This is a genomic window from Microbacterium insulae (genome assembly GCF_042677065.1).
Taxonomy (GTDB): Bacteria; Actinomycetota; Actinomycetes; order Actinomycetales; family Microbacteriaceae; genus Microbacterium; species Microbacterium insulae.
In genome coordinates, this window is sequence record NZ_JBHTII010000001.1 from 1,770,246 (window position 1) to 1,783,589 (window position 13,344).

The 13,344-nt window shown below is 69.7% G+C and carries 10 protein-coding genes; 2 read left to right on the top strand and 8 right to left on the bottom strand.

Annotated elements, in window-relative coordinates; all coding sequences use genetic code 11:
* Window positions 1-12 precede the first annotated feature (12 nt).
* From ACFQ0P_RS08265 to ACFQ0P_RS08295, 7 genes are all read right to left on the bottom strand, one after another.
* Window positions 13-1,047, bottom strand: a complete 1,035-nt coding sequence (locus ACFQ0P_RS08265) for a LacI family DNA-binding transcriptional regulator (RefSeq protein ID WP_204978186.1) — start codon at window positions 1,045-1,047, stop codon at window positions 13-15.
* Window positions 1,040-2,557, bottom strand: coding sequence for a sugar ABC transporter ATP-binding protein (locus ACFQ0P_RS08270; protein ID WP_204978187.1), 1,518 nt, complete (start codon window positions 2,555-2,557; stop codon window positions 1,040-1,042). The genes ACFQ0P_RS08265 and ACFQ0P_RS08270 overlap by 8 nt, the downstream gene beginning before the upstream one ends.
* 59 nt (window positions 2,558-2,616) lie before the next feature.
* Window positions 2,617-3,636 (bottom strand): ABC transporter permease subunit, encoded by a 1,020-nt coding sequence (locus ACFQ0P_RS08275; RefSeq protein WP_204978189.1) that lies wholly within the window; start codon window positions 3,634-3,636, stop codon window positions 2,617-2,619.
* Window positions 3,633-4,682 (bottom strand): ABC transporter permease, encoded by a 1,050-nt coding sequence (locus ACFQ0P_RS08280; protein ID WP_204978191.1) that lies wholly within the window; start codon window positions 4,680-4,682, stop codon window positions 3,633-3,635. Before ACFQ0P_RS08280 ends, ACFQ0P_RS08275 begins: the two co-directional genes overlap by 4 nt.
* Entirely contained in the window at window positions 4,679-6,214 is a 1,536-nt protein-coding gene (locus ACFQ0P_RS08285) for a sugar ABC transporter ATP-binding protein (protein ID WP_204978193.1), read from the bottom strand. The genes ACFQ0P_RS08280 and ACFQ0P_RS08285 overlap by 4 nt, the downstream gene beginning before the upstream one ends.
* 103 nt (window positions 6,215-6,317) lie before the next feature.
* Window positions 6,318-7,313: an ABC transporter substrate-binding protein gene (locus ACFQ0P_RS08290; RefSeq protein WP_204978195.1), complete on the bottom strand. Its 996-nt coding sequence runs from the start codon at window positions 7,311-7,313 to the stop codon at window positions 6,318-6,320.
* A gap of 250 nt (window positions 7,314-7,563) precedes the next feature.
* Window positions 7,564-7,995: a hypothetical protein gene (locus ACFQ0P_RS08295; protein ID WP_378771879.1), complete on the bottom strand. Its 432-nt coding sequence runs from the start codon at window positions 7,993-7,995 to the stop codon at window positions 7,564-7,566.
* A gap of 185 nt (window positions 7,996-8,180) precedes the next feature.
* On the opposite strand from ACFQ0P_RS08295, the gene ACFQ0P_RS08300 reads away from it, so the two are divergent.
* Entirely contained in the window at window positions 8,181-9,548 is a 1,368-nt protein-coding gene (locus tag ACFQ0P_RS08300; RefSeq protein WP_204978199.1) for a 3' terminal RNA ribose 2'-O-methyltransferase Hen1, read from the top strand.
* On the top strand, window positions 9,545-12,064 hold the full coding sequence (locus ACFQ0P_RS08305; protein WP_204978200.1) for a polynucleotide kinase-phosphatase: 2,520 nt from the start codon (window positions 9,545-9,547) through the stop codon (window positions 12,062-12,064). Before ACFQ0P_RS08300 ends, ACFQ0P_RS08305 begins: the two co-directional genes overlap by 4 nt.
* A 30-nt stretch (window positions 12,065-12,094) precedes the next feature.
* Here ACFQ0P_RS08305 and ACFQ0P_RS08310 read toward each other — a convergent pair whose 3' ends face one another.
* On the bottom strand, window positions 12,095-13,291 hold the full coding sequence (locus ACFQ0P_RS08310) for an MFS transporter (protein WP_204978201.1): 1,197 nt from the start codon (window positions 13,289-13,291) through the stop codon (window positions 12,095-12,097).
* Between the last annotated feature and the right edge of the window lie 53 nt (window positions 13,292-13,344).

Below are 13,344 nucleotides of genomic sequence, written 5' to 3' on the forward strand. Positions count from 1 at the left end.
GGGTCCGGCCCCTCACTCCCGCGGCGGCGCGGTGGACTGCCGGACGATCAGGTGGGTCGGGATCGGCGTGTCCTCGGTGACGCTGTCGGGCTCTTCGACGGCGAGGAGGACTTTCTGCATGATCAGCTCGCCGAGGGTGTCGAAGTCCTGTCGCACGGTGGTCAGCGCCGGGAAGAGATAGCCGGCCTCGGGGACGTCGTCGAAGCCGACCACGCTGACGTCCTCCGGCACGCGCAGCCCTCGCTCGCGGAGGGCGGACATCAGCCCGATCGCCATGTGGTCGTTCGCCACGAAGATCGCCGACCCCGGCTCGATGGCCAGCGCGCGCCCGACGTCGTAGCCGCTCTTGGCCGTCCAGTCGCCGTGGGCGGGTTCGACGATCTGCAGCCGGCGCTCCGAGAGCTCCTCGCGCCAGCCGCGGATCCGCTCGAGGGCGTCCGGAGCGCGCGTCGGGCCGGCCAGATGGAGGATGCGCGAATGCCCGAGCTCGGCAAGATGCCGGACGGCCGACCGGGCGCCGCGGTACTGGTCGATCGAGACGATGAGGGGGCTGCGACGCGGAGAGGAGGTGGCGGCCACGAGAGGGATGCTGAGGTCCAGGCCGCGCACGACCTCGAGGACCCCGGCATCCACCACGATGAGCACGATCGCATCGACCCGCTGGCGCAGGAGGCCTTCGACGACACCGCGGATGGCGGCGGGCTCGGGGTCGAGCGCGCTCACGGTGTCGACGCTGTAGCGCGCAGCGCGCGCGGCGAAGTTGAAGTGCATCGCGATGGAGGTCGGCCCGTAGTCCGAGACCCCGGGGGTCACGAGCCCGATCGTGCGCGTGCGTCGGGTGACGAGCGCCCGCGCCGCGGGGGACGGGCTGTACCTCAGCTGCGCGATCGCCTGCTCGACCCGGGCACGCGTCGCGGGGCGCACGTTCGGCAGATCGTTGATCACCCGCGACACGGTCTGGTGCGACACCCCGGCGAGCCGGGCCACGTCGAAGATGTTCGCCGCCCGGTTCGCGCCGTCCTCGGCGCTCGCCTTGGACTCAGCCATCGAGCTCGTCCGGTCGCGCGACGAGGGCGAGGAGGGAGTCGACGGTGAGTTCGTCCGAGGGCATCGTGTCGACGATACGGCCCTCGCGGAGGATCGCGACCCGGTGACCGACCCGAAGCACCTCTTCGAGCTCGGCGGAGATGAACATGACCGACAGGCCGTTGGCGGCCATCTCGCCGACGAGGTTCTGGATCTCGACCTTCGCGCCCACGTCGATCCCCCGGGTCGGCTCGTCGAGCACGAGCACCCGGGGCGACAGCGCGAGCAGCCGCGCGAGCAGCACCTTCTGCTGGTTGCCTCCCGACAGCGTTCCGGCGGGACGGTCGAGATCCGGCGGGCGGATGTCGAGGGCCTCGACCCAGCTCGCGGCGAGTTCGCGCTGTCGTTGGCGGGGGATGCGCCGCAGCATCCCGCGGTCCGCCTGCAGGGCGAGCGTGATGTTCTCGAGCACGCTGAGGTCGCTGATGATCCCGTCGGTGCGCCGGTTCTCGGAGGAGTAGACGACGCCCAGCGAGATCGCTGACCGCGGTCCGTGCGGACTGCCTTTGGCGCCCTCGATGCGGATCACCCCGCTGTCGATGCGGTCGATCCCGGTGATCGCCCGCGCGAGCTCGGTGCGCCCCGACCCCAGCAGCCCGGCAACGCCGAGCACGTCGCCTTCGGCGAGGTCGACATCGGCGTCTCGGATGCCCGGGGCTGCGGTGACCCCGCGAGCCGTCAGGGTGACCCGGCCGGCGTCGACGGCGACGTCGGGTCGTGAGTGCTGATCGAGCGCCGCCGCGCTGCGGCCGAGCATCGCCTGCACGAGGTCGATCCGCAGGAGCTCCCGCGTGAGGTACTCGCCCACCAGCCGGCCGTCGCGCAGCACCGTCACGCGATCGCACAGCTCGTAGACCTGGTCGAGGAAGTGCGAGACGAAGAGGATGGCGACGCCGCGCTCCTTGAGCTCGCGAACGACCCGGAAGAGTTCGCTGACCTCGTCGAGGTCGAGGCTCGAGGTGGGCTCGTCGAGCACGAGCACCTTCACGTCGGCGGAGATCGCGCGGGCGATCGCGACGAGCTGCTGCACCGCGAGGGAGTGGATGCCGAGGCGAGACGCCGGATCGATGTCCAGTCCGAGCTCGGCCAGGACTTCGCGCGCTTCGCGCCGCATCCGCGGCCAATCGATCCGTCCAGCTCGTCTCGGCTCTCGCCCCAGCGCGATGTTCTCGGCGACCGAGACGTTGGGCAGCAGGTCGATCTCCTGGTACACCGTGCTGATGCCGCTGCGCTGGGCGTCGTGGGGCGACGCGAAGCGCACGGGACGCCCCTCGAGCTCGAGCCTGCCCTCGTCGAGGGGGAGCGCGCCGGTGATGGCCTTGATCAGCGTGGATTTGCCCGCGCCGTTCTCGCCCATCAGCGAGTGGACCTCGCCGGGGAACAGGCGGAAGTCGACACGGTCGATCGCGGCATCCGCGCCGAAGCGCACGGTCGCGCCCGTGAGCTGCAGCAGCGGCGATGCCTCCTCCATCAGGCCATTATCCCGATGGTGGATGCCGCGACCGCCGTGCGGCATGGTGATGTCGTCCCCTATCTGCGACGTTGCGATCGGGCGACGATCACGCGCTGGACCACGATGAAGAGCAGGAGCAGCGCGCCGATGATGATCTGCGTCCACGCCTGCTCGGCGCCCATGAACGAGATGACCTTCTTGATCGTGCCGTACACCAGCACGCCGACGAGCGAGCCCAGCACGTAGCCGGTGCCGCCCGTGAGCAGGGTTCCGCCGATGACCACCGCGGCGATGGCATCCAACTCGGTTCCGATGCCGTTGCGCGGGTAGCCGGCACCCGAGTACGCGGTGAGCAGCAGTCCGGCCAGGCCCCCGCACACGCCGCTGATGACGTAGACGGCGACCTTGGTGCGCGCGACGTTGAGGCCCATGAGGCGCGCGGACTGCTCGCTGCCGCCGATGGCGTAGACCGTCCGGCCGAACCGGGTCCACACCAGCACGGCGAATGCGATCGCGACGGTCAGCAGCGCGATGATGCCGGTCGGCGTGATGTACCACCCGGCGACGCTGAACCGCGTGCGCTGGAGCCACAGCACCGCCGGATCCTCGACGCGGATCGAGGCCAGGCTCACGACGAACGCGAGACCACGCGCGAGGAACAGGCCCGCCAGGGAGGCGATGAACGGCTGCACTCCGAAGTACTGCACGAGAACGCCGATGAGGAGCCCGATGAGCGCGCCCGCCACGATCATCACCGGGATCACGACGGCGGCCGGAAGGCCCTGCGCGAGCAGACTCGCACCCAGGATGCCGGTGAACGCCATCACGGACCCGACCGAGAGGTCGATGCCGCCCGTGAGGATGACGAAGGTGAGGCCGACGGCGAGGACGACGAGGTAGGCGTTGTCGAGCAGGAGGGCCGACAGATTGCCCGGGCTGAGGAATCTCGGGAACTGCGACTGGGCGCCGATGAGCAGCACGATCAGGATCGCCACGGCGGCGAAGGTCGGCATGAGCGACGCGTGCCTCGACAGGAAGGTCGCGTACCGCGAGGGCGCCGCGACGCGGCGGGTCGGGGTCTCCAGCACCTTGGTCATGACGCCACCCCCGCCCGGGCGCCGGCATCCGCCGACGATCGCGCGCGCGCGGCTCTGATCGCTCCGCGCCCCCAGCTGTGCAGCCTCGGCGACTGCACGAGGACCACCACGATGACGACGATCGCGAAGAACACGGGACTCTGTGCCGACGGCACTCCGAGGAAGAGGATGGTGGCCTCCAGGGTCTGGATGATCAGGACGCCGATCACCGTTCCGGCGATCGTGAACTTGCCGCCCATGAGCGACGTTCCGCCGAGGACCACGGCGAGGATCGCGTAGAGCTCGATGAACAGGCCGGCGGCGTTGGCGTCGGCGGCGCGGATGTTCGAGCTGTAGATGATGCCGGCGATGCCCGCGAGCAGTCCGCTCGCGACGTACGCGCTGAACACGATCCCGCGCGCCCGGACGCCGGCCAGCCGGCTCGCCTCGGGATTGATGCCGACCGCCTCGGTGAGCATGCCCAGGGCCGTGCGCCGCTCCAGGAGCGAGATGATCGCGATCGCCGCGACCGCGATGAGGAACGCGAACGGCAGCCCGATGAGGTAGCCCGTGGCGATGAACTCGTACGGGGCGCTGTTCACCGTGGTGATGAAGCCCCCCGTAATGAGGAGCGCCACGCCGCGGCCCGCGAGCATCAGGACGAGGGTCGCGATGATCGGCTGGATGCCGACGACCGCGACGAGGAATCCGTTCCAGACGCCGAGCACGAGAGCGACGGCGACGGCGACGGACAGCGCGACCAGGACGGTCCCGAGTCCGCCGGGGTCGGACGACCCGTCGATGATCGTGAGCGCGACCGCTCCCGAGACCGCCATGATCGCTCCGACCGACAGATCGATGCCGCGGGTGGCGATCACGATCGTCATGCCGAGGGCGACCAGCATGAGCGGCGCGCTGTTGCGCAGGATGTCGATGAGGGCGCCGTAGAGCTCGCCGTCGCGGACGGTGACCAGGATGAACTGCGGGCGCGCGATCGTGTTGATCGCGATCAGCGCGAGGAGCGCGACGGCCGGCCAGAACAGCCGGTGCCTCACGATGGTCTTCATGCGACGGCCTCCTCGGAGGTGTTGGCGATGTAGTCGATGAGGCCGTCGAGGTCGGTGTCGCTGGCCTCCAGCTCCCCGATCTTGCGCCGGTCGCGCATCACGACGACCCGCTGCGCGAGTCGGAGCACCTCCTCGAGCTCCGACGAGATGAAGATCACCGACAGCCCGGCCGCGCTGAGTTCGGCGACCTTGCGCTGGATGTCGGCCTTCGCTCCCACGTCGATGCCCCGGGTCGGCTCGTCGAGCACGATCAGCTCGGGCATCGTGGCCAGCCAGCGACCGAGGAGCACCTTCTGCTGGTTTCCGCCGGACAGGTTGCCGGCGAGCATCGTCGGATCGGCCGGCCGCACCCCCAGCGCGGCGATGTACTCGGCGACGACGGCGGATGCCTCGGCCCGCCGCAGCCGCCGCATCGCTCCGCGCCGCGCCTGCATGCCGAGCACGATGTTCTCGGCAACGGTCAGGTCGGCGACGATCCCCTCCGCCCGCCGGTTCTCGGACGAGAACGCGACGCGGTTGTCGATCGCGTGACGAGGCGTGGAGTGCTTGACGGGCCGCCCCTCCACCTCGAGCCGCCCGCTGTCGGACCTGTCGGCGCCGTACAGCAGGCGGACGAGCTCCGAACGCCCCGAGCCGAGGAGCCCGGCGATGCCGACCACCTCGCCGTCGAAGACGTCGATGTCGACGGGTTCGAGCACGCCGCGACGGCCGACTCCGGCGGCGCGGAGCACCGGGGTGCCGGAGCGGTCGATCGGGCGCCCGGCGGCCGACGCCAGGGCGGTCAACTCGTCCAGCTCGCGACCGACCATCTTGGTGACCAGCTCGCCGCGGGGCAGGTCGTCGGCGAGGTACTCGCCCACGAGCTGCCCGTTGCGCAGCACCGTGATGCGGTCGGAGATCTCGTACACCTGGTCGAGGAAGTGGCTGACGAAGAGGATGGCGACGTCCTTGTCGCGCAGGTCGCGGATCACCGCGAACAGCCGCTCGACCTCCCCCCGGTCGAGGCTCGACGTCGGTTCGTCGAGGATCAGCACCTTCGCGTCCAGCACCATCGCTCGGCCGATGGCGACGAGCTGCTGGATGGCGATGGAGTGGCTCGACAGCGTCGTGCGCGTGTCGATGTCGAGACCGAGGCTCTCCAGGTGGGACTGCGCGAGGCGGTGCGTGGCCTTCCAGTCGATGCCCCCGGCGGTGCGCGCCTCGTGGCCGAGCATCACGTTCTCGCCGACGCTCAGGTTCGCGCAGAGGTTGACCTCCTGGTACACCGTCGAGATGCCGGCATCCTGAGCATCCGCCGTCGCGGTGAAGCGGCGGCGCTCGCCGCCCACGACGATGTCGCCCTCGTCGATGCGGTAGACGCCGGTGAGCGCCTTGATGAGCGTCGACTTGCCGGCGCCGTTCTCGCCCATGAGCGAGTGCACCTCGCCCGGCCGGAGGGCGAAGTCGACGTGATCGAGCGCGAGCACGCCGGGGAAGCGGATGGTGATCCCGGTCATCTCGACGACCGGGGGGACTTCGGTGTCCGCGGACATGATTCAGCCTTTCGGAGCTTCATCGCAGGCTCCGTCCGCCGGGGCCTTCGCGGCCCCGGCGGACGGGCTCTCGACCTACCTTGCTACAGGATGCGCGCCCTGCTCAGTAGGGGCGGCTGTCGATGACCTCGGCTGCCTGCTCCTGCGTGAAGGACTGGTCTTCGACGTAGACCTCCTTCTCGACCTCCTCGCCGGCGAGCACGTCGGTCACGAGCTGCGCGGCGAGTTCACCGAGAAGCGGGTTGCACTCGACGATGAAGTTGATCTTCCCGTCGACGAGCGCCTGCATGCCGTCCTTGACCGCGTCGATCGACACGATCTGGATGTCGACGCCCGGCTCGGCGCCTGCCGCCTCGATCGCCTCGATCGCGCCGAGGGCCATGTCGTCGTTGTGCGCGTAGACGAGGTCGATGCCGTCGACGCCGTACTTCTGGAGGAAGCCCTCCATCACGGTCTTCCCGCCGTCGCGCGTGAAGTCGCCGGTCTGGGAGTCGATCTTCTCGATCGCGGTGCCCTCGATCGCCTCGTCGAATCCGGCTGCGCGGTCGTTGGCCGGGGCCGAACCGGTCGTGCCTTCCAGCACGACCATGTTGGTGGGCGTGTCTCCGAAGGTCTCCGCCGCCCATTCGCCGGCCATCACGCCTTCCTTCTTGAAGTCGAGTCCGACCCAGCTGGCGTAGAGATCGTCGGATGCCGTGACCGTCCGGTCTTCGAGGACCACCGGGATACCGGCATCCGCCGCCTCCTGGAGGACGTCGTCCCACCCATCCTCGACGATCGGCGCGATGACGATCGCGTCCACGCCCTGGTTGATGAAGTCGCGGACGGCGGCGATCTGCGCGGCCGGGTCGTTGTCGGCGGCGTTGAAGACGAGTTCGAAGCCGTTCTCTGCCGAGAACGCCTCCTTCATCGACTCCGTGTTCGCCGAGCGCCATCCCGACTCGGATCCGGTCTGGGCGAAGCCGACCGTGATGACTTCATCGCCGCCCCCTCCGTCGCCTCCGTCTCCGCCGGCGTCGGTGGAGCTTGCGCAGCCGGTCGCGACGAGGGCGAGTGCCCCCAGGAGCGCGAACCCGCCGAGAAGCGTCTTCTTCTTCATGCCAAAACCTCCTCGTTCTGGTCCGGCATCGCTGCCGGAGTCGTTGCGCGGACCCGCTCCCGCGGGATCCGCTTGCACGTGATGTTAGCCTTCATATCCAGAATTGCAACAGAGTATGAGCGGTAACATTCGCGTAACGGCCTTCCCGCGCGGTGCCAGGCGGCGCGAGGGTGGGGACGAAAAGTGAGGGATCACATTCCGGGGCCGTCGCCGAAGAGTGCCGTCGGGCGGCAACGGCGACCGCGACGCGTCACCGGCCGGCGGTGCGCTCGAGACGCTTCGTCATCGCGAGTGCGATGGCCAGCGGGACGGCCGCGACCACCCCGAACGAGATGTCGATGAGCTGCCACCCCACGGGCAGGCCACGCACCCCGCCGGCGATCAGCGCGAGCGGAACGATCCCCGCGCAGGCGATGAGTCCCCACTGGGTCACCCAGACATTCCGCACGGGGTCACGCAGGGGCCCGATGAAAGCCACGGCGATGAGAAGGTGGGCGAACGCCAGCCAGTCCGTGCCGTAGGCGAGGAACGGGTACTCCTCGCCGGTCACGGTCAGCGCGCCGGCGACGTGGTCCACCCACCCGAAGAGTCCTGGCGCCCATGACCCCGCCCCGATGCGGTCGAGCAGCTCCGCACCCAGTGTGAGCTCCTCTCGCAGAGGAAACGCCGTGATTCCACTCACGACCAGACCCGCGATGACGATCCCGAGGCAGACGCGGATAACCGTGAGCGTCCGAGCGGATTCCGCTTGTGTCCGGGGGGTCGCATCGCCGCTCACTCGTCCAGTATGCGCATGAGGAGCGTGTGCGCGAGCTCGGCTTCACGCACGGCTAGAGTTGTGCGGATTCGATCGCGGGGGAGTCGACGGTGCTGATCACGCTGACATACGAGCCGGGGCATGACTCCGGTGTCGACGCGACGGCGCTCGGGTTCCTGCTGCACAAGCACCCGGCGAAGGTGCAGACGTTCACAGCGCCGGTCGGAGACATCCACGTCTTCTATCCCGAGGCGACGGCCGAACGGTGCACCATCGCCGTGCTTCTGGAAGTCGATCCGGTGGGACTCGTCCGGAACAAGAGGTTCCGCGGCGACGCGGGTGCGCTCGGTCACTATGTGAACGACCGCCCGTATGTGTCGTCGAGCATGCTCGCCGTCGCGCTCGCCACCGTATTCCGCACGGCGATGACCGGGCGCAGCGACACCTATCCGGAGCTGGCGGCCGCCGCCCTCCCGCTGCGCATCGAACTCCCGGCCGTTTCCTCGAGGGGTGATCTCGACGACCTCGTCCGAAGGGTGTTCGAACCCTGCGGCTGGACCGTCGACGAGGATCGCGTTCCGCTGGATCCGGAATTCCCGAAATGGGGGGACTCGCGCTACGGCGCCGTCACGCTGACCGGCACCGTCCGGCTCGCCGAGGCGCTGCGGCAGCTCTACGTGCTGCTGCCGGTCCTCGACGACGCGAAGCACTACTGGGTCGGCGACGACGAGGTGGCGAAGCTCGAACGCGCCGGCGAGGGCTGGCTGGCGCAGCATCCCGAACGCGAGCTCATCACGCGCCGCTACCTGCTCCACCGGCGATCGCTCCTCGGGCAGGACGGCGATGGCGCAGCACCGGCAGGAGAGACACCGCTGCGCGTGGTGCGGGCCGACGCCGTGATGTCGGCACTGAGGGATGCCGGAGCTCACCGAGTCATCGATATGGGATGCGGATCGGGCGCGCTGCTGTCACGGCTCGCGAAGGATCGGTCGTTCACCAAGGTCGTCGGCGTCGACGTCTCCGCCCGATCGCTGGAGCAAGCTGCCCGGATGCTGCGGCTGGACGCGGCATCCGACGTCGAGCGTGATCGCATCGATCTTCTGCACGGATCGGTCGTGTACCGGGACGAACGCCTTCGCGGCTACGACGCGATGATCCTCATGGAGGTCATCGAGCACGTCGATCCCTCCCGTCTCGCTGCTCTGGAGGATGCGGTCTTCGGCGGCGCCGCGCCTGCCTCGGTCATCGTGACGACGCCGAACGCCGAGCACAACGCCCTGTACCCGAACCTCGCCGAGGGGGATTTCCGCCACAGCGACCACCGGTTCGAGTGGACCCGTCGACAGTTCCGCGAATGGGCGGACGACACCGCATCGCGGTACGGGTACGCCGTCGAGTTCCGCCCGGTCGGCGAGGAGGATGCCGCGCTCGGCGCGCCGACGCAGCTCGCCCTCTTCCGGAAGGGGGCATCCGCATGAGCGTCATCGACATCCCCGCTCTGTCGCTGGTCGTGCTCGTCGGTGCCTCCGGCTCCGGCAAGTCCACGTTCGCCCGCGAGCACTTCGGGCCGTACGAGACGCTCTCGAGCGACACCTTCCGCGGACTCGTCGCGAACGACGAAGCCGACCAGTCCGCGACGGCGGCCGCGTTCGACGCGCTTCAGTACGTCGCCGGCAAGCGTCTGGATGCCGGACTGCTCACGGTGATCGATGCGACGAGCGTGCAGCCGGATGCCCGCCGCAAGCTGGTCGAGCTCGCGAAGGCGCATGACGTCCTCCCCGTCACGATCGTCTTCGACCTGCCCGAGTCGATCAGCGTCGCTCGCAACGCCGAGCGCACCGACCGCGCCATCCCCGCGGGGGTGGTGAAGCGGCAGAGCGACCAGCTGCGACGCGGACTGCGTCACCTCGCGAAGGAGGGATTCCGCAAGGTGCATATCCTCCGCACTCCCGAGGAGGTGGCATCCGCTTCGATCGAGCGCACTCGACTCCTCACCGACCGCAGCGACGAGCACGGACCCTTCGACGTCATCGGTGACGTGCACGGATGCCGCGGCGAGCTCGAAGCCCTCCTCACGCGCCTCGGCTACGACATCGGCCGCGACGCGCAAGGACGGGCCGTGGACGCCCGCCACCCCGGAGGCCGGCGCGTCGTCTTCGTCGGCGATCTCGTCGACCGCGGCCCGGACGTCGTCGGCGTGCTGCGCCTCGCCATGGGAATGGTGGCGTCGGGCAACGCCCTCGCCGTCCCCGGCAATCACGAGGCGAAGCTCGTGCGCGCGCTGCGCGGTGCCCAGGTCACCGTGTCGCACGGGCTCGAGGAGACCCTGGCTCAGCTCGCCGAGGAGTCGGCGGAGTTCCGCGAACAGGTCGCGGCCTTCTGCTACGACCTCGTCTCCCACCTCATCCTCGATGACGGGAAGCTCGTCGTCGCGCACGCGGGACTCAAGGAGCAGTACCACGGCCGGGCATCCGGGCGCGTGCGCGCCTTCGCGCTCTACGGCGAGACCACCGGAGAGACCGACGAGTTCGGTCTGCCGGTGCGCTACCCATGGGCGCAGGACTACCGCGGCAAGGCGGTCGTGCTCTACGGGCACACCCCGGTGCCGACGGTCGAGTGGGTCAACAACACCGCCTGCCTCGACACGGGCTGCGTCTTCGGTGGCGCGCTCTCCGCCATGCGCTACCCCGAACGCGAAGTCGTCTCCGTGCCGGCCGAGCGGGTCTGGTACGAGCCGATCCGTCCGCTCGTGGCCGAGCCCAGCCGGCGCGAGCCGGGCGTCCTGAACCTCGACGACGTTCGGGGAAAGCTGATCATCGAGACGGCCGCGCACGGCCGCGTGGGCATCAAGGAGGAGCAGTCCGCGGGCGGGCTCGAGACGATGAGCCGATGGGCCGTCGACCCCCGATGGCTCGTCTACCTGCCGCCCACGATGTCCCCGCCGAACGCGTCCGCCCGCCCGGACTACCTCGAGCACCCGGACGAGGCGTTCACCTACTTCCGCGAGCACGGCGTCACCGACGTGATCTGCGAGGAGAAGCACATGGGCTCGCGCGCCGTCGTGCTCGTCGCACGGGACCCGCGCCGGTTCGACGCGCCCGGCGGGTGGCCGGGAGTCGTGCACACCCGCACCGGCCGACCTTTCTTCGACCCGGCCACGGAAGCCGGATTCCTCCGGAAGATCGACCGTGCCCTCGAGCAGGCGGGGCTGTGGGAGGAGCTCGGCTCGGACTGGATCCTCCTCGACGGCGAGGTGCTGCCCTGGTCGCTCAAGGCGGGAGAGCTCATCCGCGACCTCTACGCATCGGTCGGCGCCGCGGGGGTGGCAGCGACGACGTCGGCGGCATCGGTGCTCGGCCGGGCAGCGGCATCCGGTATCGACGTCTCCGCGCTCAGATCGCGCATCCAGTCGAGAGCCGAGAACGTCAGCCGGTTCCGCGACGCCTACCGCCGCTACGTCGGTGCGCCGGAGGCCGTGCGCTTCGCGCCGTTCCAGGTGCTCGCCGCCGGCGATGCCACGTTCGAGACCCACGCCCACGGATGGCACCTCGAGATCGCGGATCGCCTCGCAGCCGCCGCGCCCGACCTGATCGCACCCACGGGACGACGGCGCGCGGATCTCGGGGATGCGCAATCCGTCGGCGCGGCGGTCTCCTGGTGGGACCAGCTCACGAGCGACGGCGGAGAAGGCATGGTCGTCAAGCCGTATGCCAACCTCACCCGCACCGGCAAAGGACTCGTGCAACCGGGGATCAAGGTGCGCGGACGCGAGTACCTGCGGATCATCTACGGTCCCGACTACACCGAGGCGGCGAACCTGTCCCGCCTGCGGGACCGCGACACCGGCCACAAGCGGTCGCTGGCCTCGCGGGAGTACGCACTCGGACTGGAGGCGCTTCGGCGGTTCGCAGCGGGGGAGCCGCTGTGGCGTGTGCATGAGACCGTCTTCGGCGTGCTCGCTCTCGAGTCCGACGCGATCGACCCGAGGCTCTAGACGACAGCGACGGCGCCGCGGATCACCCCGTCATCGCGCGAAGCTCCGCGTGCGCTGCGCCGCCCAGACCGCTACCGCGATGCCCAGGATGACGATCGCGACGGAGATGACGGCGGGCCATCCTCCGACGTCCCACAGCGAGCTGGCGAGGACGGAGCCCAACGCCCCGCCCACGAAACTGGCGACGACGAAGACAGTGTTGAGGCGACTGCGCGAGGTGGGGTCGATCGCGAGCATGCGGGCCTGGGTGAGCACCATGACGCACTGGATGCCGACGGAGTAGAGCGCGATCGCGACGATGATCGCGGTCAGCGAGGTCGCGCCGGACCCCGCGAAGGAGAGGCCCGTGAGCGCGACCGCGAGACCGGCGCCGATCACAGGGGTCGCGCACCCGCGATCGTAGAGACGCCCGACGCGCATTGCGGCGACGGCTCCGACGATCCCCACGAGGCTCATCAGCCCGATCTGCGACGGTGAGAGGTCGAACGGCTCTTCCGTCAGGAGGAACGTGAGCCCGGTCCAGAAGAGGGTGAACGTCGCCATCGAGGCCGCGCCGACGACTCCGAGCCACCGGACAGCCGCGCTGAGGGCGGGGGCGCGAAGCACGGATGCCACCACCTCCGGGTACGGCACCCGCGCGCGAGGCGGCAGCGTCGGCAGCATCCGGTGCATCACGGCCGCGAGGATCGCCATCACGACCGCCACGAATCCGTAGAGGGGGCGCCAGCCGGTGAGCTCGGTGATGAAGCCGCTGATCGCGCGGGAGATCGTGATGCCCAGCAGCAGGCCGGAGGCGACGATGCCCAGCATCCGTCCGCGCTCATCGTCGGCGGCGAGATCACCCGCCAGAGGTGCCAGCAGCTGTCCCGCGACGGTGCTGGCGCCCACCAGGGTGAGGGCGATCAGTAGCACGGCGAAGGAAGGAGCCAGGGCGCTCAGTGCGAGCACGATCGCGGCGAGCAGCATCAGCGCGGGGATCAGCCGTCTGCGGTCGAGGATGTCCCCGAGTGGCACGAGGAGGAACACCCCGAGTGCGTACCCGATCTGCGTCACGGCGATCAGCAGACCCGCGGTGCTCGTCGAGACGGAGAGCCCGTCGGCGATGATGGCGAGGATCGGCTGCGCCCAGTAGAGACTGCCGACCGCGGCTCCGCCCGCGACGGCGAAGAGGATCGCGAGGCCCGTGGACATCCCCCGGGGAGCGGCATCGGGGATCGGGCGACTCATGGAGACATCATTCTAAACGATCGCTAAGATAGGTGCGGGCGGTGATGTCCGCC